Here is a 22,327-nt window from a genome sequence, read left to right as displayed (position 1 = left end):
GCATGAACGGCACCACCCCCGCGATCCTCATCAAGGGCGCCCGGATCCTGGGCGGCGAGCCCGCCGACATCCTGGTCCGCGACGGCGTGATCGCCGCGGTCGGCCCCGGCCTGGACGCCGGCGGCGCCCAGGTGGTCGAGGCGGGCGGCCTGGTCGCGCTGCCCGGCCTGGTCGACCTGCACACCCACCTGCGCGAGCCCGGCCGGGAGGACGCCGAGACCGTCGGGTCCGGCACCAGGGCCGCCGCGATGGGCGGCTTCACCGCCGTGCACGCGATGGCCAACACCGACCCGGTCGCCGACACCGCGGGCGTGGTCGAGCAGGTCTGGCGGCTCGGCCGCGAGGCCGGGTACTGCGACGTCCAGCCGGTCGGCGCCGTCACCCGCTCCATCGCCGGCGAGCAGCTCGCCGAGCTCGGCGCGATGGCCGAGTCCGCGGCGCAGGTCCGGGTGTTCTCCGACGACGGGCACTGCGTGTCCGACGCGGTGATCATGCGGCGGGCGCTGGAGTACGTCAAGGCGTTCGACGGCGTCGTCGCCCAGCACGCGCAGGAGCCGCGGCTCACCGAGGGCGCCCAGATGAACGAGGGCGAGATGTCGGCCGCGCTCGGGCTGCGCGGCTGGCCCGCGGTGGCCGAGGAGGCGATCATCGCCCGGGACGTGCTGCTGACCCAGCACGTCGGGTCGCGGCTGCACGTCTGCCACGTCTCCACGGCCGGATCGGTGGAGCTGATCCGCTGGGCCAAGGGCAAGGGCTGCCGGGTCACCGCCGAGGTCACCCCGCACCACCTGCTGCTGGACGACGGCCGCGCCGAGTCCTACGACCCGATCTTCAAGGTCAACCCGCCGCTGCGCACCGCCGAGGACGTGACCGCGCTGCGGCACGCGCTCGCCGACGGCACCATCGACTGCGTCGCGACCGACCACGCCCCCCACCCGGTCGAGGACAAGGAGACCGAGTGGGCGGTGGCCGCGATGGGCATGATCGGCCTGGAGACCGCGCTCCCGGTGGTCCAGGAGGCCATGGTCGACACCGGCCTGCTCGACTGGGCCGGCGTCGCCGACCGGATGTCGTTCCGCCCCGCCCGCATCGGGCGGCTGTCCGGCCAGGGCCGCCCGCTCGAGGCCGGCTCGCCCGCCAACATCACGCTGTACGACCCGGCGCCGCGCCGCGTCGTCGACCCGACCGCGATGACGTCCAAGAGCCGCAACACCCCGTTCGCGGGGTTGGACCTGCCCGGCCGGGTCGTCGCCACGTTCCTGCGCGGCAGGCCGACCGTCCTTGAAGGGAAGCTCCAGTGAGTCCTAGTCCTGCGATCCTGATCCTCGAGGACGGCAGGGTCTTTCACGGGGCCGGGTACGGCGCCGAGGGCGAGACCTTCGGCGAGATGGTCTTCAACACCGGCATGACCGGCTACCAGGAGACCCTCACCGACCCCTCCTACGCCCGGCAGATCGTGGCGATGACCGCTCCGCACATCGGCAACACCGGCGTCAACGACGAGGACCCCGAGTCCGGCCGGATCCAGGTCGCCGGGTACGTGGTGCGCGAACCGGCGCGCGTGGCGTCCAACTGGCGGGCCACCGGCTCGCTCGGGTCGGCGCTGCGCGACCAGGGCGTGGTGGGCATCGCGATGCCCGGCACCCGGGCGCTCACCCGGCACCTGCGCGAGCGCGGCGCGATGCGCGCCGCGATCTTCAGCGGGGAGGCGGCGCTGGAGCCGGGGGAGCGGGCGCTGCTCGAGCGGGTGCTGGAGACCGCGCCGATGGCGGGCGCCGACCTGGCCCGCGAGGTGTCCACGGCCGACCCCTACGTCGTCCCGGCGCTCGGCGCCAAGCGGTTCACCGTCGCCGCCGTCGACCTCGGCATCAAGGCGATGACGCCGCACCGGATGGCCGAGCGCGGCTGCGAGGTGCACGTGCTGCCCGCGTCCAGCACCGCCGCGGAGATCCTGGCGGTCGCGCCCGACGGGGTGTTCTTCTCGAACGGCCCCGGCGACCCGGCCGCCGCCGGCTACGCGGTGGAGGCGCTGAAGGGCGTCCTCGACGCGGGGACGCCGTTCTTCGGCATCTGCTTCGGTAACCAGATCTTCGGCCGGGCCCTCGGGCTCGGCACGTACAAGATGCGGTTCGGGCACCGCGGCGTCAACCAGCCTGTGCAGGACCGCGCCACCGGCAAGGTCGACGTGTCGGCGCACAACCACGGGTTCGCGGTGGACGCGCCGACGGACGCGCCGTTCGACACCCCGTACGGGCGTGCCGAGGTGTCGCACGTCAACCTCAACGACGGCTGCGTCGAGGGGCTGCGGCTGCTCGACCGGCCCGCGTTCAGCGTCCAGTACCACCCGGAGGCGGCGGCGGGACCGCACGACGCCACCGGGCTCTTCGACCGGTTCTGCGAGATCATGGAAGGGTCGAGGTAATGCCGCGGCGCGAAGACCTGAAGTCCGTCCTGGTGATCGGCTCCGGGCCGATCGTGATCGGCCAGGCGTGCGAGTTCGACTACTCCGGCACCCAGGCGTGCCGGGTGCTCCGGGACGAGGGCCTGCGGGTCACCCTGGTCAACAGCAACCCAGCGACGATCATGACCGACCCGGAGTTCGCCGACGCCACCTACGTCGAGCCGATCACCCCCGAGGTGGTCGAGAAGATCATCGCCAAGGAGCGGCCGGACGCGCTGCTGCCCACGCTGGGCGGCCAGACCGCGCTTAACACCGCGATCGCGCTCTTCGAGGCCGGCGTGCTGGAGCGCTACGGCGTCGAGCTGATCGGCGCCGACGTCGACGCGATCCAGGCCGGCGAGAACCGTGAGCGGTTCAAGGGGGTCGTCGCCAAGGTCGCCCGCGAGCAGGGCCTCAACGCCGAGTCGGCCCGGTCGGCCGTCTGCCACACGATGGACGAGTGCGTGGCCGCCGCCGGCGACCTCGGCTACCCGCTGGTCGTGCGGCCCTCCTTCACCATGGGCGGCGCCGGGTCCGGCTTCGCCCACGACGAGGACGGCCTGCGCCGCATCGCCGGCGCCGGGCTCGACGCGTCCCCGACCAGCGAGGTGCTCCTGGAGGAGTCGATCCTCGGCTGGAAGGAGTACGAGCTGGAGGTCATGCGCGACCGGGCCGACAATGTGGTGATCGTGTGCTCGATCGAGAACCTCGACCCGATGGGCGTGCACACCGGCGACTCCATCACCGTCGCGCCCGCGATGACGCTGACCGACCGCGAGTACCAGAACATGCGGGACGTGGCGATCGCGGTGATCCGCGAGGTCGGCGTCGACACCGGCGGCTGCAACATCCAGTTCGCCGTGCACCCGGCCACCGGCCGCATGATCGTCATCGAGATGAACCCGCGGGTGTCGCGCTCGTCGGCGCTGGCGTCCAAGGCCACCGGCTTCCCGATCGCCAAGATCGCGGCGAAGCTGGCCATCGGCTACACCCTCGACGAGATCTCCAACGACATCACCAAGGAGACCCCGGCCTCGTTCGAGCCGACGCTCGACTACGTCGTGGTCAAGGTGCCGCGGTTCGCGTTCGAGAAGTTCCCCGGCGCCGACAGCACCCTCACCACCCACATGAAGTCGGTCGGCGAGGCGATGGCCATCGGCCGCTGCTTCACCGAGGCCCTCCAGAAGGCGCTGCGGTCGCTGGAGCAGAAGGGCTCCTCGTTCTCCTGGACGGGCGAGCCCGGCGACGCCGAGGAGCTCGTCCAGCGGGCGAGCCGTCCCCACGACGGCCGCCTGGGCGACGTGCAGCGCGCCCTGTGGGCCGGCGCGACCGTCCAGCGGCTGTACGAGGCGACCGGCATCGACCCCTGGTTCCTCGACCAGATCGCGGCCGTCAACGAGATCGCCGAAGAGGTCCGCACCGCCGACGACGCGCTCACCAGGGACAAGCTCGTACACGCCAAGCGGCACGGCTTCTCCGACGCGCAGATCGCCGGGCTGCGGGGCATCTCCGAGGACGTCGTCCGCGAGCTGCGGCACGCCCTCGGCGTGCGGCCCGTCTACCTCACCGTCGACACGTGCGCGGCCGAGTTCGAGGCGCAGACGCCCTACCTCTACTCCGCCTACGACGAGGAGACCGAGGTCCCGCCGGGCGCCAAGCCGAAGGTGCTGATCCTCGGCAGCGGCCCCAACCGGATCGGGCAGGGCGTCGAGTTCGACTACTCCTGCGTGCACGCCTCGTTCACGCTGGCCGAGGCCGGCTACGAGACCGTGATGGTCAACTGCAACCCCGAGACGGTCTCCACCGACTACGACACCTCCGACCGGCTCTACTTCGAGCCCCTCACCCTGGAGGACGTCCTGGAGGTGGTGCACGCCGAGCAGCAGTCGGGCACCGTCGCCGGCGTCATCGTCCAGCTCGGCGGGCAGACGCCGCTCGGCCTCGCGCAGAAGCTCAAGGACGCGGGCGTCCCCATCGTCGGCACCTCGCCCGAGAGCATCCACCTCGCCGAGGAGCGCGGCGCGTTCGGGCGGGTCCTGCACCGCGCCGGGCTGCTCGCGCCCAAGCACGGCACCGCCGCCTCCTACGAGGAGGCCCTGGAGATCGCCACCGAGATCGGCTACCCGGTCCTGGTGCGGCCCTCGTACGTGCTGGGCGGGCGCGGCATGGAGATCGTGTACGACGACGCCACGCTGGAGTCGTACATGGCGCTGCACGCCCAGGGGCACCTGCTGGAGCACCCGGTGCTGATCGACCGGTTCCTCGACGAGGCCATCGAGATCGACGTGGACGCCCTCTACGACGGCGAGGAGCTCTACCTCGGCGGCGTCATGGAGCACATCGAGGAGGCCGGCATCCACTCCGGCGACTCGGCCTGCGCGCTTCCGCCGATCACCCTCGGCCACGAGGACGTGCGGCGCATCCGCGAGTCCACCGAGGCGCTCGCCGAGGGCATCGGCGTGCTCGGGCTGATGAACGTGCAGTACGCGCTGTCCGCGGGCGTCCTGTACGTGCTGGAGGCCAACCCGCGCGCGTCCCGCACCGTCCCGTTCGTCTCCAAGGCGACGGCGGTGCCGCTCGCCAAGGCCGCGGCCCGGGTGATGATGGGCGCGAAGATCGCCGAGCTGCGCGCCGAGGGGCTGCTGCCCGAGACCGGCGACGGCGGCTCGCTGCCGCTGGACGCGCCGATCGCGGTCAAGGAGGCCGTCCTGCCCTTCGACCGGTTCCGCAACGCCGAGGGCCAGGGCGTCGACATCGTCCTCAGCCCGGAGATGCGCTCGACCGGCGAGGTGATGGGCATCGACGAGGTGTTCGGCACCGCCTACGCCAAGTCGCAGCAGGCCGCCTACGGCTCGCTGCCGACCAAGGGCCGCGCGTTCGTGTCGGTCGCCAACCGGGACAAGCGGCACATGATCTTCCCGGTGAAGCGGCTGGCCGATCTCGGCTTCGAGATCCTGGCCACCGCCGGGACCGCCGAGGTACTGCGGCGCAACGGGGTGCGTGCCAAGATCGTGCGCAAGCAGAGCGAAGGCCCCGGATCCGACGGCGAGCCCACCATCGTGCGGCGCGTCCTCGACGGCGAGGTGGACCTCATCGTCAATACTCCCTTCGGTAGCCCCGGTCAGTCGGGGCCGCGCCTGGACGGCTACGAGATCCGCACCGCGGCCGTCCTGCGCGGCGTACCGTGCGTGACCACCGTGCAGGGCCTCGCCGCGGCCGTGCAGGGCATCGAGGCCATCGCGGGCAACCTGGTCGGCGTCCGCTCCCTCCAGGAGCACGCCGAGCGGATGCGCGGCGCGCACGGCCGGACCGCCCCGTCCGGCGGTGCGGAGGCGGTGCCCGGGTAGACAGCGCCGGGCCGGGGCCGCCGGGCGGCGCGACCGCCCGGCGGCCCCGGCCGGGCCCACGACGACGAGAGGGAGACGGGTGTCCGACACACCGGTGCAGACGTCGGCGACGGTTCTGACGGTCCGCCAGGTGCAGGACTACCACGCGCTGACGCTGGTGGCTCCCGCCGTCGCCGAGCGGTTCAGGCCGGGCCAGTTCGTGGCGCTCGCCGTGGGCGGCGAGCACACCGGGCGGCTGCTGCGCCGCTGCTTCGGGGTGTACGAGGTGAAGTCCGACTACGGCGGCACCGTCGAGCTGGTGTTCGCCGACACCGAACCCGGAACCGCCTGGCTCGCGGGCCGCCGCTCGCGCGACCAGCTCGACCTCGTCGGCCCGCTCGGCCGCCCCTTCCGCCTCCCCAGGGACCCGGTGAGCTGCCTGCTCGTCGGCGGCGGGCCGGGCGGCGCGTCGCTGTTCGCCCTGGCCGACACGCTGCTGCGCCGGGGCTGCCAGGTGCACTTCGTGCTCGGCGGGACGTCCGGCCGGCAGGTGTTCGGCTCCCGCATCGCCCAGCGCATCGGCGACTCCTTCACGGTCGCCACCGAGGACGGCTCGATGGGCGAGGCGGGCACCGTGCGCGAGGTGATGCCCCGCGTCATCCAGGAGACCGGCGCCGACGTCGTCTACGGCTGCGGCCCCACCGCCCTGCTGCGCACCGTCACCCAGGTGGCGGGCGACTTCGGCCTCCCGTCGCAGGTGTCGGTGGAGGAGTTCCTCCAGCAGACCGGCGCGTGCGGCATCGGCGTCTGCATGACCTGCATGCTGCCGATCCACGGGGAGGACGGCGTGACCCGCATGGTGCGGGCCTGCGCCGACGGCCCCGTCCTGCGCGGCGACCGCGTCCGCTGGGGCGACCTCGGCACGATCCCGTTCGACGCGCTCGGCGCCCCGCACGTCCTCAACCTCTCGGAAAGGGCTCCCAGGTGACTGCGCGAACGGCCACGACGCTCGGCGCACTGGAGCTGCCCAACCCGGTCATGACGGCGTCCGGATGCGGCGGGTCGGGCCGCGAGCTCGCCCCGTTCTTCGACCTGTCCCGGCTCGGCGCGTTCGTCACCACCTCGGTGATGCCGCAGCCGCGCGCGGGCCGCCCGACCCCGCGGGTCGCCGAGTCGCCCAGCGGCCTGCTCACGGCCATGGGGCTGCCGGGGCCGGGGATCGAGTCCTTCCTCGAGGCCGACCTGCCGTGGCTGATCGAGCAGGACGTGCGGATCATCGTGTCGATCGCGGGCAACAGCGTCGAGGAGTACGCCGACCTTGCCCGCCGGCTGCGCGGCGTGTCCGGCATCGCCGCGATCGAGGTCAACGTGGCCTGCCCCAACGTCGAGGACCGCGGCCGCATGTTCGGCCGGCACCCCGGCGCCGCGGGCGCGGTCGTCCGGGCCGTGCGCGGCCAGGCCAGGCCCGGCGTGCCGGTCTTCGTCAAGCTCGCCCCCGACGTCACCGACATCGTCACGATCGCGCTCGCCTGCGTCGACGCCGGCGCCGAGGGGCTCACCCTGATCAACACCATGGAGGGCATGGCGATCGACGCCAGTACCCTCCGGCCCGCCCTCACGGGCGTGTCGGGGGGCCTGTCGGGTCCCGCGATCCGTCCCGTCGCCGTCCGCTGCGTCTACCAGGTCCACGCCGCGCTCCCCAGCACGCCGATCATCGGCGCCGGCGGGGTGGCCACCGGGCTGGACGCGCTGGAGTTCGTCCTGGCGGGCGCGTCGGCCGTGGCCGTGGGCACCGCGATGTTCCACGACCCGTCCGCCGCGCCCCGCATCCTGCGCGAGCTGGAGGAGGCCCTGGCCGCCCGTCGGATCGGGCGCCTGGCCGACGCCGTCGGGCTCGCCCACAAACCCGCCGGGTACGTACCGCCGCAGGTGCGTCCGGAACCGCCGGCCCCCGAGCAGGCCCAGGCCGGCGAAGTGAAGGAGAGACTGTGACCACACCCCCCGCCCCGGCCCCCATCGCCGTCGCCCTCGACGCCCCCGACCTGGAGACGGCGGCGCGCTGGGCGACGCTGGTCACGCCGCACGTCAGCACCGTCAAGGTCGGCCTGGAGCTGTACCTGCGCTACGGCCCCGACGTCGTCGCCAGCGTCCGCGGCGCGAGCCGGGTGCAGGTCTTCCTCGACCTGAAGCTGCACGACATCCCGGCCACGGTCGCGGGCGCGGCCCGCGCGGTGGCCCGGCTCAAGCCCGGCTACCTGACGGTGCACGCCGCGGGCGGCCCGGCCATGATCCGCGCCGCCGTCGAGGCCGCTCCCGACACCAGGATCGCCGCGGTGACGGTGCTCACGTCGCTGGACGACGGCGACCTCGGCGGGATCGGACTCGCCGGACCGGCCTCAGACGCCGTACGGCGGCTCGCGGCGCTCTCGGTCGGGGCGGGGGCGCAGGCACTGGTCTGCTCCCCGCAGGAGGCCGCTGCGGTCCGCGCGGAGGTCGGCCCGGGCATCGCCCTCATCACGCCGGGCGTCCGGCCGGCCGGAGCCGACACCCAGGACCAGGCCCGCGTCGCCACGCCCGAGGACGCCCTCGCGGCCGGCGCGGACCTGCTCGTGATCGGCCGCCCGATCACCGGCGCCCCGGACCCCGGCGCCGCCGCGGCCGGCATCGCCGCCGCGCTCCGCAGGACGGCCACGGGCGGCTAGTTCTTTTGGAGTCCCCGCCTACGGCACTCGCCTGGCGGCTCGTGCCTTACCGGGCCTTTGGCGAGCGCTGCACCGCTTCGCGATCTGCTCGGCGCTGCTCGCCTTCGGCTTCGCCTCACCGAGCGGTCAACGCGCTCGCGCGGCGGCCGAGGGAGTGCGGGAAAGGGGCGAGGGCGCCTCGTCGGCGGGGCTGAGGCGGCGGACGGTGCGGGAACAGGAAAGTGATCTTGATCTCCGCGCCTCGAGGATCGCAGCCGCGGGCGGTGCGCGTGGGGCGGACGGGAGAGGCGTGACGAGCGTCACTGACCGGCCGCTCGGGGTGTGATGGGGATCACGTTTCGTCGGGTGACGCGTTCGGCGGGGGTGCCGTCGGCGCCGCCGGGAGGTTGCGGGACCATGGTGGGACGGGCGGACGCGGCAGTGGACTGCCTGGCGAGGGGGGTGGCGAGTGACACAATCGGGCCCTCCGAGGGGGTTTTTTGACGATCATGTGAAAGTCCCAGCAAGGCAGGGGGATCGCCGTCCTAGGGGGCAGACTTGGGTACACTCTGTATTCAGGACACTCCGAGGAGTGATTTTCGTGATTTTGTGGCGGGCCAAACGGCACTTCACGTTGCCTTATGGGGCGTGAACTCGCTAGTTTCCCAACCCGTCCGACTCCGTCGAGTGGAAACCTGAGGTGACCCGGCGTGGCTCTTCCGCCCCTAACCCCCGAACAGCGCGCCGCAGCCCTGGAGAAGGCTGCCAAGGCACGCAAGGAGCGGGCCGAGGTTAAGAACCTGCTCAAGCACGGGGGAACCTCGCTCGCCGAGGTTCTCAAGCAGGGTCAGACCGACGACGTCGTCGGGAAGATGAAGGTGTCTGCCCTCCTTGAATCGCTGCCCGGTGTGGGCAAGGTCCGTGCGAAGCAGATCATGGAGCGCCTGGGTATCGCCGAGTCCCGCCGCGTGCGGGGCCTCGGTGCGAACCAGCGCGCCTCCCTGGAGCGTGAGTTCGGCGGAAGTGCAAACCGCTGACGCACGACTCACGGGCGGGCGCGACGGCGAGGCCGTCGCGGCCGGCTCGGGTGTCCCCGAATCCGGCTCCATCCCGTCCAGCCCCGGCGCACCCATGACTGCGCCGGGGGACCCCGGGCTGCATGGCCCGCTCGTCCGGCGGCTGACGGTCCTCTCCGGTCCGTCAGGCGTCGGCAAGAGCACGGTCGTCGCCGAGATCCGGCGTGCGCACCCCCAGGTGTGGCTGTCGGTCTCGGTGACCACCCGGTCCCCCCGACCGGGTGAGACCCACGGCGTGCAGTACTTCTTCGTCGACGACGCCGGTTTCGACCGGCTCGTCGCCGAAGGGGAGCTGCTGGAGTGGGCCGAGTTCGCGGGCAACCGCTACGGCACCCCGCGCGGGCCGGTCGAGGAGCGCCTCGGCCGGGGCGAGCTCGTCCTGCTGGAGATCGACCTCCAGGGCGCGCGGCAGGTCCGCGGGTCGATGCCCGGGGCGCGGCTGGTGTTCCTGGCCCCGCCGTCCTGGGAGGAGCTGGTGCGCCGGCTCACCGGGCGCGGCACCGAGCCGCCCGAGGTGATCGAGCGCCGCCTCGACGCCGCCCGCATCGAGCTGGCCGCCGAGAAGGAGTTCGACGTCACGCTGGTGAACACGTCGGTCCAGGACGTGTGCGATGAGCTGCTAGCCTTGCTGGCTGTCCCTTAGCACACTTCTAGTGGAAGGCCACACAGTGGCAGCCAGCAGCGAAGGCATCACCAATCCGTCGATCGACGAGCTCCTGGAGGTCGTCGAGACCAAGTACGGCCTCGTGAGCATCGCGGCCAAGCGCGCCCGGCAGATCAACGCCTACTACGCCCAGCTCGGCGAGGGCCTGCTGGAGTACGTGGGCCCGCTCGTCGAGACCCAGGTCCAGGAGAAGCCCCTGTCGATCGCGTTGCGCGAGACGCGCGAGGGCCTGCTGAACGCCGAGCCCACCGAGGGCTGAGCCCCGCACCGGTGCACCCGAACCCGCCGGACCGGCGCCCAGCCACGCCCCCCGATGCCGCCGGCGTCGCCGTGCGCGCGGCCGGCCGCCCCCCGGGAAGGTGGTCCGCATGACCTCCCGTAAGCCCCGCGTCGTCCTCGGCGTCAGCGCTGGCATCGCCGCCTACAAGGCGTGCGAGCTGCTGCGGCGGCTCACCGAGTCGGGGCACGACGTGCGCGTCGTCCCGACCGCCGACGCGCTCCGCTTCGTCGGCGAGCCCACCTGGGCGGCACTGTCGGGCCACCCCGTCTCCACCGAGGTGTGGGACGGCGTCGCCGAGGTGCCGCACGTCCGGCTCGGCCAGGGCGCCGACCTGGTGCTGGTCGCGCCCGCCACCGCCGACCTGCTGGCCAGGGCGGCGCACGGGCTGGCCGACGACCTGCTCACCAACACGCTCCTCACCGCGCGCTGCCCGGTGGTGTTCGCGCCCGCGATGCACACCGAGATGTGGCTGCACCCGGCGACCCGGGCCAACGTCGAGACGCTGCGGTCCCGCGGCGCGCTGGTGATCGAGCCGGCCTCGGGGCGGCTCACCGGCGCCGACACCGGTCCCGGCCGGCTGCCCGACCCGGCCGAGCTGTTCGACGTCGCCCGGCACGTCCTGGCCCGCACCGCCCGCGCCGAGCCCGGCGAGGGCGGGACCGGCGGCTCCGCGGACGGCTCCGGGCCCGCGACCGCGGCGGAGGCCGCCGCTGCCTGGCACGACCTGGCCGGACGGCACGTGGTGATCTCGGCCGGCGGCACCCGCGAGGCCATCGACCCGGTGCGGTACCTCGGCAACCGGTCGTCGGGCCTCCAGGGGTACGCGCTGGCCCGCACCGCCGTCGCGCGCGGGGCCCGGGTGACGCTGGTCGCGGCCAACGTCGCCCTGCCCGACCCGGCGGGCGCCGAGATCGTTCCCGCCGGTTCGGCCGAGGAGATGCGCAAGGCCGTCCTGGAGGCCGCCGGCACGGCCGACGCGGTCGTGATGGCCGCCGCGGTCGCCGACTTCCGGCCGGCCGACTACCGGGACTTGAAGATCAAGAAGACCCCGGGCACCGAGCCCGAGCCGATCCGCCTGGTCAAGACCGCCGACATCCTGGCCGAGCTCGGCGAGCGCAGGCCCGCCGGGCAGGTCGTCGTCGGGTTCGCCGCCGAGACCGACGACGTGCTGGAGAACGGCCGCACCAAGCTCGCCCGCAAGCGCAGCGACCTGCTCGTGGTCAACCAGGTCGGCGTCGACCTCGCCTTCGGGCGGCCCGACAACGCCGCCGTGGTGCTCGGCGCCGACGGCAGCCGGACCGACGTGCCGCGCGGGCCCAAGGAGGCGCTCGCCGAGATCGTCTGGGACCTGGTCGCCGCCCGCCTCGAGTCCCGCCCCCCGGACTGACCCGGGCCGGTGTGCCCCCGCCGCCCGGGGCCCTCATCTTTACCCGGCCACATTCCCGATACACTTCGGGGGAATACCGTGGGCAACCTCGGGCCGGGGGCGGCGTCCCCCGCCGAAGTGATGACCAATCCGTCCTGCGACGTCAGTCAGCAGCCGCTGCAAGGAGTGCACGTACGTGTCTCGCCGCCTGTTCACCTCCGAGTCCGTCACCGAAGGACACCCGGACAAGATCGCGGACCAGATCAGCGACGCGATCCTCGACTCGATGCTCAAGGACGACCCGAAGAGCCGGGTCGCCGTCGAGACCATGATCACGACCGGTCAGGTGCATGTGGCCGGTGAGGTCACCACCGAGACCTACGTGGACATCCCGGGCGTGATCCGGGAGAAGATCCTCGAGATCGGCTACGACTCGTCCAAGAAGGGCTTCGACGGCCACTCCTGCGGCGTGTCGGTGTCCATCGGCGCCCAGTCGGCCGACATCGCCCAGGGAGTCGACGACGCCTACGAGACCCGTGAGGGCGAGGGCGTCGACGACCTCGACCGGCAGGGCGCCGGCGACCAGGGGCTGATGTTCGGGTACGCCACCAACGAGACGCCCGAGCTGATGCCGCTGCCGATCATCATCGCGCACCGGCTCGCCCAGCGGCTGTCCGAGGTCCGCAAGACCGGCGTGGTGCCCTACCTGCGTCCCGACGGCAAGACCCAGGTCACCATCGAGTACGACGGCGACCGCGGCGTCCGCCTCGACACCGTCGTGGTGTCCAGCCAGCACGCTCCCGACATCGACCTCAAGGAGCTGCTGACCCCCGACGTCAAGGAGCACGTGGTCGACCCGGTGCTGGCCGGCTTCGACCTCGACACCGCCGGCTACCGGCTGCTGGTCAACCCCACCGGGCGGTTCGAGATCGGCGGCCCGATGGGCGACGCCGGGCTGACCGGCCGCAAGATCATTGTCGACACCTACGGCGGCATGGCCCGGCACGGCGGCGGCGCGTTCTCCGGCAAGGACCCGTCCAAGGTCGACCGGTCCGCCGCGTACGCGATGCGCTGGGTCGCCAAGAACATCGTCGCCGCGCAGCTCGCCGACCGCGCCGAGGTGCAGGTCGCCTACGCGATCGGCAAGGCCCACCCGGTCGGCGTGTTCGTCGAGACCTTCGGCACCGAGAAGGTCTCGGTCGCCAGGATCCAGGAGGCGGTGCAGACGGTCTTCGACCTGCGCCCCGCCGCGATCGTCCGCGACCTCGACCTGCTGCGCCCGATCTACTCCCAGACCGCCGCCTACGGCCACTTCGGCCGCCAGGAGCCCGACTTCTCCTGGGAGTCCACCGACCGCGCCGGGGCGCTGGCCTCGGCCGCCGGCCTGTAACCCTCCGCCGCCGGACCGTACGGCCCGGCGGGCGCACGTCCGACGCCCAGGGCCCCGGGAGATCCTCCCGGGGCCCTGGCGTCGTCTCAGGCCCTTTGGGGGCAGGGCTGGGCGGGGCCCGCGGGGCCGGTCAGTCCTTGCAGGGAGTGCCGCGCGGAAGCTCGTACCGGCCGCCGATGTGGTACCGGCCGGGGGCGGGCACGTGCATCCGGACGAAGTCGCCCTCGGCGGCGATGCAGCCCGTCCGGCGGCCCTCGTCGTCGCGGACGCTGAGCCACGGCGACCAGCTGATCCGCACCAGCGCGGTGCCGCGGGCGGTCATGTCGAGGACCACCTCGTCGGACCGGATCCGCTGGACGACGGCGGGCCGGTCGGCCAGCGGGGTGGGGGAGGCGACCCGGTACAGCCGCCAGTACCGGTCCTTCCACACCTCCTGGAGCCACGGCTGGCCCTGCCGGACGAGGTCGGCCTCGTCCTCGGCGGCCCAGTCGTTCTCCTGCTCGGGGAGCACCACGTACTGCACCGCCCACTTGTGCAGCCAGTCGCGGTAGGAGGCGGGGGTGAGCGCGCCCTCCTTGTAGAAGAGCTCGTTGCGCTCGGCGTCGACCTGGCGGCTCCAGCCGCGCGCGAGGACGAAGTCGCGGCTGAGGCCGGACGACTCCCAGTGCGACCGGAGCGGGACGACCTCGACGCGGCCCTGGGCGGCGCCGAGCGCGTCGAGCTCGGCGACCAGGCCGCGGGCGTGTCGGGACGCGGACGCCGCGGGCTCGGTGTGGATCAGGTCGTCGACCGGCTTGACCACCTGCCAGACCGCGGTGACGACGAACGCCAGGCTCAGCACGCCGACCCGGAGCCTGCCGGGGGCGCGGGCGACCGCGATCAGCAGCAGCATCCCGCCGAACAGCAGCGCGAGGCGCTCGACGTTGCTGCCGATGGGCGTCGGGATCGTCCAGGTCAGCAGGATCCCGACCAGGTAGACGCCCGCGCCGACCCGGATCAGGTGCCACTGCCGCGGCGCGCAGAGCATGATCGCGATGACGCTGGTGATCGACGGCGCCACGATCGCGGCGAACGAGATCGGCTGCTCGCCGCTGAACGGGAACACCACGGTCGTCGCGCCCACCACCAGCGGCGGGCCGAGCGCGAGGGCGATGCCGGCGCGCCGCCGCCCGGTCAGGATCAGCGCCGCGGCCAGGACCATCAGGAACAGTCCGGCGACCGGGCTGGAGATGGTGGCCAGTATGCCGAGCAGGCCCATCCCCGCGCCGCGCAGGAGCGGGGTGCCGCGCCGGGTGAAGGCCACCACGGTGGCGAGCAGCGCGAACAGCAGACCCAGCCCGAACGTCACCCGCCCGGACGCGGCGTTGCAGGTCAGGGCGAACGCGACCCACACCCCGGCGGGCAGTGCCGCGGGGGCGCGGAACCGCACCAGCAGGTGGGCGGTCAGCATGGCCGTCAGCGTCCCGGCGACCATGGCGACCGCGCGGATGCCGAACACCGACATCAGGTAGGGCGACACGATGCTGTAGGAGGCGGGGTGCATCCCGCCGTACCAGGCCAGGCTGTAGGCGGAGGAGGGATGGTCCCAGGCGAAGTTCGTCCACGCCGTCTGCGCGGCCAGGTCGCCGCCCTCGTTGGCCAGGAACAGCGCCCACACCAGGTGCAGCACGGCGGCGGTGATCGTGGTCACCAGCACCGGGTGCTTGGGGTGCAGCCACCGCCACCAGCGCGAGGGGGACGGCGCGGCCGGGCCGTCCGGGACCGCGACGCCCGTCCGCCGTGGGGTGTGCGCCGTCGTCACGGCGACCGCGCGGGCCGGCGGGACGGAAGGGGCGTGGGAGACACCGAGCAATGATCCAACGAAACGAGCCCCCAGTTCAAACCGATCACACCCTACCCGGCCGCGGTCCGCCCCGGCCCGTCCGGCGCGGCTGTCGTACCACTCTGGTCTGGTAGGACGGTGAGCGTGACGAACGACGGCGGGGGAGCCGAGCTGATCCCGGGGCTGGACGACCTGCCCCGGGCTCCCGCGGCCAAGAACGCGAAGGGGCCCGCGGAGAAGAGGCCCGCCGGGAAGGGGGCCAAGGGCGGGCGGAAGAAGGGGGCCCGGGAGCCCGCCGAGCGGCTGCCGGTCGCCCGGATCGCGGTCGACATCCCGCTGCCGCACCTCGACCGCCCGTTCGACTACCTGGTGCCGGCCGAGCTCGACGCCAAGGCGGTCCCGGGGTGCCGGGTCCGGGTCAGGTTCGCCGGGCAGCTCGTCGACGGGCTGTTGCTGCACCGGGTCGCCGAGAGCGAGCACACCGGCCGGCTCTCCTACCTCGAACGGGTGACGTCCTCCGAGCCGGTCCTGGCACCCGAGGTGGCCGGTCTCGCGCGCGAGGTCGCCGACCGGTACGCGGGCACCTTCGCCGACGTGCTGCGCCTGGCGATCCCGCCCCGGCACGCGCGGGTCGAGGGGGAGCCCCGGCCGCCCGCCGCCGGGGAGGAGCCCGAAGACGAGCACGAGGAGGAGGAGCCGGAGAGCGACGGGGAGGCGCCGGCGGCCTCGGGCGTCCCGCCGTCCCCCGGAGCCTGGGGCGACTACCCGGCCGGGGCCTCGTTCCTTGCGGCGCTTGGCGACGGCCGCGCGCCGCGCGCGGTCTGGACGGCGCTGCCGGGCCCCGGCTGGACGGCGGCGATCGCGCGCGCGGTGGCCGTCACGCTGGAGGGCGGGCGCGGCGCGCTGGTGGTGATGGCCGACGGGCGGGACGTGGCGCGGGTGGACGCGGCGCTGGCCGAGGAGCTCGGCGCCGGACGGCACGTCGCACTGACCGCCGACCTCGGCCCCACCGAGCGCTACCGGCGCTGGCTCGCGGTGCTGCGCGGCACGGCGCCGGCGGTGGTCGGCACGCGGGCGGCGATGTTCGCGCCCGTCGAGCGCCTCGGGCTGGTGGTGCTGTGGGACGACGGCGACGACGTGCACGCCGAGCCGCACGCCCCGTACCCGCATCCGCGCGAGGTGCTGGCCCTGCGCGCGCACCGGACGGGCGCGGGCGCGCTGATCGGCGGATTCACCCGCACGACCGACGGCACCCAGCTCGTGGAGTCCGGGTGGGCGCACGCGCTGATGGCGGACCGGACGCGGATCCGCGCGGCGATGCCCCGGGTACGTCCCGCCGGGGACGACGCCGAGCTGGCGCGTGACCCGGCGGCCCGCACGGCGCGGCTGTCCGGCCTGGCGTTCCAGACCGCGCGGCAGGCCCTGGCGGAGGGGCCGGTGCTGGTGCAGGTGCCCCGGCGCGGCTATGTGCCCGGCCTGGCGTGCGGACGGTGCCGGAGCCCGGCGCGGTGCGGCGAGTGCCAGGGGCCGCTGGCTCTCCAGTCGTCCCACGCCGCCCCGTACTGCCGCTGGTGCGGCCGTATCGCGGGCGACTGGCACTGCCCCGAGTGCGGCCATTTCCAGATGCGCGCGGTGGTGGTGGGCGCCAAGCGCACGGCGGAGGAGCTGGGCAGGGCGTTCCCCGGCGTCCCGGTGCGGACGTCCGGCAGGGACGCGGTCCTGACCGAGGTGGGGGCGGAGCGCGCCCTGGTGGTGTCCACCCCGGGGGCCGAGCCGCCGGCGGAGGGCGGATACGCCGCCGCGCTGCTGCTCGACGGGTGGGTGCTGCTCGGCCGCGCCGACCTGCGCGCCGGTGAGGAGACCCTGCGGCGCTGGATGAACGCGGCGGCGCTGGTCCGGCCGTCCGGCCCCATCGTGGTCAACTCGGACGGCTCGCTGCCGCCCGTCCAGGCGCTGATCCGGTGGGACCCGGTCACCTATGCCGAGCGGGAGCTGGCCGAACGGCGCGAGGTGGGGTTCCCGCCCGCGGCGCGGATGGCGTCGCTCACCGGCACCCCGGCGGCGATCCGGGAGCTGCTGGCTGACGCGCGGCTGCCCGCGGACGCCGAGGTGCTCGGGCCCGTGCCGGTGCCCGAGGCGCCCGGAGCGCCCGGAGCGGAGGCCAGGGAGCGGGAGCGCGCGCTCGTCCGGGTGCCGCGCAGCGGGGGGCCCGCGCTGGCGCTCGCGCTGAAGGCGGCGCAGGGAGTGCGGAGCGCGCGGAAGGCGACCGAGGTCGTCCGGATCCAGATCGACCCCCTGGAGCTGATCTGAGGGCTAGGGTTCACGGGTGGCCGACAATTGGGCGGAGACCACCGCCGGCGACCTGCGGCGGTGGGCGGAAGAACGCGGCGAGAAAGTCGACGCGCAAGGGGCGATGCTCCTACTGGAACTCGCGCAGGCGGAGGTGGGGCTGACCGCCCCCGCCGACCTGACGCCCGAGGGGCTCGGGGAACTGCTCCTGGAGGTCTTCCCCGAGACGGTGGTGGCGGGGGCCGACGAGGTGCCCGTGGTGCTGGAGACCGTCAGGCTGCTGGTGGGCTTCCTCGGCGCGACCGGGGTCGTCCCGCCGGAGACGGCCGCCGCGCTCGCCGCCGAGGCCGACCGGATCGCCCCCGAGTTCGCGAAGGTCGTCGCCGAGGCCGACACCGAGGAGCGGCAGACCGCCGCCGAGGTGATCAGCGGGCTGATGGCGGCCGACGGGGTGGCGCTGGACGACCAGGACGCAGTCGACCGGTGGGTGACCGACTTCGAGGCGCTGCCCGAGGACGAGCGCTACGCCCGCACCGAGGAGTACCTGCGGCGCGCCGGCGAGCTCGCCGTCCCGCCCGTGGTGCTGGCGCCGGAGGCCGAGCTGGCCGCGGCGGCGCGCGGGTCCGGGCTGGCCCGGGAGGTCCTCGCGCTGGCCGCCTGGACGGGCGTCCGCCCGCTCACCGAGCACGACGAGCTGACCGCCGCCGACGCGGAGGCCGCCGTGGCGGCCCTGTCCCTGCCGGTCCCGCGCCGGTCCGGCGAGGTCGAGGACCAGACCGACCTGCCCGAGCTCGACCGGCTCTGGTGGGCCGCGGCCGAGGCCAAGGTGATCATCGCCGCGGACGGCGCCGCGGCGCCGGGCCCCGCGCTGGCCGACCTGGAGGCCGGGACGGACGCGGCGCTGCGGGCGGTGTGGCTGCGGCTGTTCGAGGCCGTCGCGGTGCCCGACCACGACCCTGACGACGGCCTGGACGCGATCGAGCTGGTGCAGAACGAGCTCACCGGCGTGCTCATCCACCTCTACGAGCAGGAGGAGCCGACGTCGGCGGAGACGCTGTCGGCGGTGCTGCTCGAGCACGTCACCGAGGCGTACGAGATCTCCGACGGGGAGGCGCTGGCCGCCGCCGTCCAGGAGGCCCTCGCCCTGGAGCTGGACGACCTGACCCGCTGGGGGATCGTCGGGGCCGTTCCGGCCGCCGATGGCGGGGATGGGCGGGCGCTGACGCCGCTGGGCGTGTGGGCGGTGCGCGAGCTGCTGCTCGCCGACGGGTTCGCCGCCCCGGTCGTGGGCGACCTCGCCGGAGCGAGCGCCGCCGAGCTGGTCGCCGGGCTCACCTGGCACCGGCCCGGCACCGCCGACGCCGAGATCGCCGGCTGGATCGCCGCGCGCGACGTCAAGGACGCCGCCGCCGACCTCCTGGACGTGATGCGGACCGGCGGCCCCGGCGCCCGCAACCTCGCCGCGGCGGTGCTGCACCGGCTCGGCCCGGACGCCGCTCCGGTGGTGCGGGCGGGCAAGGGCCATCCGCTGGTGTCGCCGTACGCGGCGCTCTGGCTCAGCGCCAACGGGCAGCCCTCGCGCGAGCTGACCCGCGAGGAGTACGTCTGGGTGTTCGCCGACACCGTCGCGGGGATGCTGGAGACCGCCGAGCCCGACGAGGCCGTCGCCGCGGCCCTCGCCGACGTCCCGGCCGGGGCGGGGCTGGAGGACATGCTCGACGAGCTGTGGCGCGCCGATCATCCCGGCGTCGTCGAGGTGCTGGAGGCGCTCGGCGAGCACCATCCCGACCGGGCGACCGCCAAGGCGGCCCGCACGGCCGCCTACAAGGCCCGCTCGGTGGGGGGCAAGGACTGAAACCTTCGTAGACTGGTGGCCCACACACGTTCCCGGTCACCGGTCCGCGGGTCCCGCCGGCCCGCCCGGACCGCGCGATCCGCGGCAGCCCATCCGCACGAAACGGAGCCCCCGTTGGCCGTCAAGCCCATCCGACTGTTCGGCGACCCCGTGCTGCGCACCGCGGCCGATCCGGTGAAGGACTTCGACAAGGAGCTGCGCCAGCTCGTCAAGGACCTCACCGACACCATGATCGACGCTCCGGGGGCGGGGCTGGCCGCGCCGCAGCTCGGCGTCGGGCTGCGGGTGTTCACCTACTACGTCGACGACCGCCTCGGGCACGTCGTCAACCCGACCCTGGACCTGTCGGACGAGCAGGAGACCGGCGACGAGGGCTGCCTGTCGCTGCCGGGCCTGACCTTCCCCACGCCGCGCGCGGTGTCGGCGGTCGCCAAGGGCTTCAACATGCACGGCGAGCCGATCACGCTGGAGGGCACGCACCTGCTGGCCCGCTGCGTCCAGCACGAGACCGACCACCTCGACGGCGTCATCTTCATCGACCGGATGGACGCCGAGCAGCGCAAGGCCGCGATGAAGACGATCCGCGAGGCCGAGTGGTTCGGCGACCAGGCCCCCGTGGTGAAGGACTCGCCGCACCGCACCTTCGGGAAGGCGCTCTAGTGCGGCTCGTCTTCGCCGGCACCCCCGAGACCGCCGTCCCGGCGCTGGAGGCGCTGCTGGCCTCGCCGCACGAGGTCGCCGCCGTGGTGACCCGGCCCGACGCGCCGTCCGGACGGGGCCGCAGGCTCGTCGCGAGCCCGGTCGCCGAGCGCGCCGCCGAGGCGGGCGTGGAGGTCCTGCGCCCCGCCAAGGTCCGCGACCCCGAGTTCCTCGGCCGGCTCCGCGAGATCGCGCCCGACTGCTGCCCGGTCGTGGCGTACGGGGCGCTGCTGCCCCCCGTGGCGCTGGAGATCCCCGCCCGCGGCTGGGTCAACCTGCACTTTTCGCTGCTGCCCGCCTGGCGCGGCGCGGCGCCGGTGCAGCGCGCGATCCTGCACGGCGACGAGTTCACCGGCGCGGCCACGTTCCAGATCGAGGAGGGACTGGACACCGGCCCGGTCTACGGCGTGCTGACCGAGCCGATCCTGCCCGCCGACACGACGGGCGTGCTGCTCGGCCGGCTCGCGGTCGCGGGCGCGACGCTGCTGGTCGAGACCATGAACGGCATCGAGGCCGGGGCGCTGGAGCCGCGCCCGCAGCCCGCCGACGGCGTCTCGCACGCCGCCAAGCTCACGCCGGGCGACGCCCGCGTCGACTGGACCTCCCCGGCCCTGCACGTCGACCGGCTGATCCGCGCCTGCACGCCCGCGCCCGGCCCGTGGACCATGTTCCGCGACGCCCGGGTCAAGCTCGGCCCGGTCCGGCCGGTGCCCGAGGCGGGCGGCTCCGGCCCGTCCGGCTCCGAGGCGGCGGGCGGCGCGCGGCTGGCCCCCGGCGAGCTGCGCGCCGGCAAAGACCAGGTGCTGGTCGGCACCGCCACCCACCCGGTCGCCCTCGGCGACGTCCAGCCGCAGGGCAAGCGCCGGATGGCCGCCGCCGACTGGGTCCGCGGCGTCAACCTCATTGGTAAGGACGGGTTCCACTGATGCCGCCCACCCGCAGCCGTCGCGGTGACCGCGATCACAACCGCAGGCCGGGAGGGCCGCGCGCCACCGGCCGCCCCCAGGACCTCGTCCGGCGCACCGCGTTCGACGTGATCCGCGCCGTGGAGACCCGCGACGCCTACGCCAACCTGCTGCTACCCGCCCGGCTCCGCGACCGCGGGCTCACCGGGCGCGACGCCGCCCTCGCCACCGAGCTGACCTACGGCACGCTGCGCGGGCGCGGCACCTACGACGCGGTCCTCGCGCTGTGCAGCGACCGCGAGCTGCGCCGCGTCGACGGGCCGCTGCTCGACGTGCTGCGGCTCGGCGCGCACCAGATCCTCGCCACCCGGATCCCGCCGCACGCCGCCGTCGGCACCATGGTCGAGCTGGCCCGCTCGGTCAGCGGTCCCGGCCAGGCCAAGTTCGCCAACGCGGTGCTGCGCAAGGTCGCCGCCCGCGACCTCGACGGCTGGCTCGCGATCATCGCGCCGGACACCGCCGACGCGACCACCCGGCTGTCGGTCGCGCACAGCCATCCCAAGTGGATCGTGTCCGCGCTGCGCGACGCCCTCGGGTCCGACCGGGACGAGATCGAGGAGCTGCTCGCCGCCGACAACGCCCGTCCCCGCGTCACCCTCGTCGCCCGGCCCGGCCGGGCCACCGCGCGGGAGCTGCGCGACGCGGGCGCCGAGCCCGCCCCCTACTCGCCGTACGCCGCCGTCCTGCCCGAGGGCGACCCGGCCGCCATCGACGCCGTCCGCGACGGCCGCGCCGCCGTCCAGGACGAGGCCAGCCAGCTCGTCGCGCTCGCCCTCGCCGCCGCGCCGCTCGACGGGACTGACGCCCGCTGGGCCGACCTGTGCGCCGGACCCGGCGGCAAGGCCGGCCTGCTGTCGGCCGTCGCCACCGAGCGCGGCGCGCGGCTGCTGGCCGCCGACTCCCAGCCGCACCGGGCCGGGCTGGTCGGACGCGCGGTCGACGACCGCGCGGGGGTGATCGTCGCCGACGGCACCGTCCCCGCGTGGCGGCCCGGCGCGTTCGACCGGATCCTGCTCGACGTCCCCTGCACCGGCCTCGGCGCGCTGCGGCGCCGTCCCGAGGCTCGCTGGCGCCGCGGCCCGCAGTCGGTCGCCGAGCTGGGGCCGTTGCAGCGATCGCTGCTGGCGTCGGCGCTGGAGTCGGTCCGGCCGGGCGGCGTGGTGGCGTACGTCACGTGCTCGCCGCACATGGCCGAGACCCGCGTGGTGGTCGACGACGTGCTGCGCGGCCGTGCGGACGTCGAACGCCTCGACGCCCCGGCCGTGCTCGGTGCCGTCGCGCCCACGCTGACCGGTGTCGGCGACGGCCCGTACGCGCAGTTCTGGCCGCACCGGCACGGCACCGACGCGATGTTCCTGGCCCTGCTGCGGCGCCGCTGAGCCCGGCCTCCGCCGCGGTCTCCCGCCGGTGCCCTCCCGCCGTGGCCCCGGCCGAGGCAGGGAACCTTTACGTGTTGCGCGGACGTCCCCCGAGT

General features: G+C 74.5%; 17 protein-coding genes. 16 read left to right on the top strand and 1 reads right to left on the bottom strand.

The genetic code is table 11. The annotated features are described in order from the left end of the window. Positions 1-2 precede the first annotated feature (2 nt). The 11 genes from QP090_RS02980 (at position 3) to metK (ending at position 13,223) form a co-directional block, all read left to right on the top strand. On the top strand, positions 3-1,301 hold the full coding sequence (locus tag QP090_RS02980; protein ID WP_285938552.1) for a dihydroorotase: 1,299 nt from the start codon (positions 3-5) through the stop codon (positions 1,299-1,301). Beyond that, positions 1,298-2,422 (top strand): glutamine-hydrolyzing carbamoyl-phosphate synthase small subunit, encoded by a 1,125-nt coding sequence (gene carA / locus QP090_RS02975; protein ID WP_285936884.1) that lies wholly within the window; start codon positions 1,298-1,300, stop codon positions 2,420-2,422. Before QP090_RS02980 ends, carA begins: the two co-directional genes overlap by 4 nt. Next, a complete protein-coding gene (gene carB / locus QP090_RS02970; protein ID WP_285936883.1) occupies positions 2,422-5,787 on the top strand; it encodes a carbamoyl-phosphate synthase large subunit in 3,366 nt (1,121 codons plus the stop codon). Before carA ends, carB begins: the two co-directional genes overlap by 1 nt. 79 nt (positions 5,788-5,866) lie before the next feature. Next, positions 5,867-6,754, top strand: a complete 888-nt coding sequence (locus QP090_RS02965; RefSeq protein WP_285936882.1) for a dihydroorotate dehydrogenase electron transfer subunit — start codon at positions 5,867-5,869, stop codon at positions 6,752-6,754. Next, the gene (locus QP090_RS02960) at positions 6,751-7,758 is read left to right on the top strand and encodes a dihydroorotate dehydrogenase (RefSeq protein ID WP_285936881.1); all 1,008 of its coding nucleotides are present in this window, start codon (positions 6,751-6,753) and stop codon (positions 7,756-7,758) included. The genes QP090_RS02965 and QP090_RS02960 overlap by 4 nt, the downstream gene beginning before the upstream one ends. Beyond that, complete coding sequence (gene pyrF / locus QP090_RS02955) at positions 7,755-8,468, top strand: orotidine-5'-phosphate decarboxylase (protein WP_285936880.1); 714 nt, start codon at positions 7,755-7,757, stop codon at positions 8,466-8,468. The genes QP090_RS02960 and pyrF overlap by 4 nt, the downstream gene beginning before the upstream one ends. A 689-nt stretch (positions 8,469-9,157) precedes the next feature. Continuing rightward, entirely contained in the window at positions 9,158-9,484 is a 327-nt protein-coding gene (mihF, locus tag QP090_RS02950) for an integration host factor, actinobacterial type (protein WP_285936879.1), read from the top strand. Between the two features lie 94 nt (positions 9,485-9,578). Further along, complete coding sequence (gene gmk, locus QP090_RS02945; protein WP_285936878.1) at positions 9,579-10,166, top strand: guanylate kinase; 588 nt, start codon at positions 9,579-9,581, stop codon at positions 10,164-10,166. Positions 10,167-10,191: 25 nt separating this feature from the next. After that, a complete protein-coding gene (gene rpoZ / locus QP090_RS02940; RefSeq protein WP_285936877.1) occupies positions 10,192-10,446 on the top strand; it encodes a DNA-directed RNA polymerase subunit omega in 255 nt (84 codons plus the stop codon). Between the two features lie 109 nt (positions 10,447-10,555). Further along, entirely contained in the window at positions 10,556-11,854 is a 1,299-nt protein-coding gene (locus QP090_RS02935) for a bifunctional phosphopantothenoylcysteine decarboxylase/phosphopantothenate synthase (protein WP_285936876.1), read from the top strand. Positions 11,855-12,029: 175 nt separating this feature from the next. Further along, entirely contained in the window at positions 12,030-13,223 is a 1,194-nt protein-coding gene (gene metK / locus QP090_RS02930; protein WP_285936875.1) for a methionine adenosyltransferase, read from the top strand. Between the two features lie 130 nt (positions 13,224-13,353). Here the strand turns inward: metK and QP090_RS02925 are convergent, their stop codons facing one another. Next, a complete protein-coding gene (locus tag QP090_RS02925; RefSeq protein ID WP_285936874.1) occupies positions 13,354-15,024 on the bottom strand; it encodes a DUF8823 domain-containing protein in 1,671 nt (556 codons plus the stop codon). 165 nt (positions 15,025-15,189) lie between these two features. On the opposite strand from QP090_RS02925, the gene QP090_RS02920 reads away from it, so the two are divergent. The 5 genes from QP090_RS02920 (at position 15,190) to QP090_RS02900 (ending at position 22,232) form a co-directional block, all read left to right on the top strand. After that, positions 15,190-17,355 carry a primosomal protein N' gene (locus QP090_RS02920; protein WP_285938551.1) on the top strand — a complete coding sequence of 722 codons (2,166 nt, stop codon included), beginning with the start codon at positions 15,190-15,192 and terminating at the stop codon, positions 17,353-17,355. Positions 17,356-17,371: 16 nt separating this feature from the next. After that, entirely contained in the window at positions 17,372-19,189 is a 1,818-nt protein-coding gene (locus QP090_RS02915; protein ID WP_285936873.1) for a hypothetical protein, read from the top strand. A gap of 114 nt (positions 19,190-19,303) precedes the next feature. Next, a complete protein-coding gene (def, locus tag QP090_RS02910; protein WP_285936872.1) occupies positions 19,304-19,849 on the top strand; it encodes a peptide deformylase in 546 nt (181 codons plus the stop codon). After that, positions 19,849-20,814 (top strand): methionyl-tRNA formyltransferase, encoded by a 966-nt coding sequence (fmt, locus tag QP090_RS02905; protein ID WP_285936871.1) that lies wholly within the window; start codon positions 19,849-19,851, stop codon positions 20,812-20,814. The genes def and fmt overlap by 1 nt, the downstream gene beginning before the upstream one ends. Further along, complete coding sequence (locus QP090_RS02900; RefSeq protein ID WP_285936870.1) at positions 20,814-22,232, top strand: RsmB/NOP family class I SAM-dependent RNA methyltransferase; 1,419 nt, start codon at positions 20,814-20,816, stop codon at positions 22,230-22,232. Before fmt ends, QP090_RS02900 begins: the two co-directional genes overlap by 1 nt. Positions 22,233-22,327: the final 95 nt, after the last annotated feature.

The organism is Actinomadura xylanilytica, assembly GCF_030283145.1.
Lineage (GTDB): Bacteria > Actinomycetota > Actinomycetes > Streptosporangiales > Streptosporangiaceae > Spirillospora > Spirillospora xylanilytica.
Note: the sequence above shows the minus strand (reverse complement) of the source record. Positions and strands in the feature narration are given on the sequence as shown.

Bases quoted from the DNA above. Each gene is read 5' to 3' on its own strand.
- QP090_RS02980 (WP_285938552.1), top strand. From the start codon at position 3: ATGAACGGCACCACCCCCGCGATCCTCATCAAGGGCGCCCGGATCCTG.
- carB (WP_285936883.1), top strand. From the start codon at position 2,422: ATGCCGCGGCGCGAAGACCTGAAGTCCGTCCTGGTGATCGGCTCCGGG.
- gmk (WP_285936878.1), top strand. From the start codon at position 9,579: ATGACTGCGCCGGGGGACCCCGGGCTGCATGGCCCGCTCGTCCGGCGG.
- QP090_RS02935 (WP_285936876.1), top strand. From the start codon at position 10,556: ATGACCTCCCGTAAGCCCCGCGTCGTCCTCGGCGTCAGCGCTGGCATC.
- QP090_RS02900 (WP_285936870.1), top strand. From the start codon at position 20,814: ATGCCGCCCACCCGCAGCCGTCGCGGTGACCGCGATCACAACCGCAGG.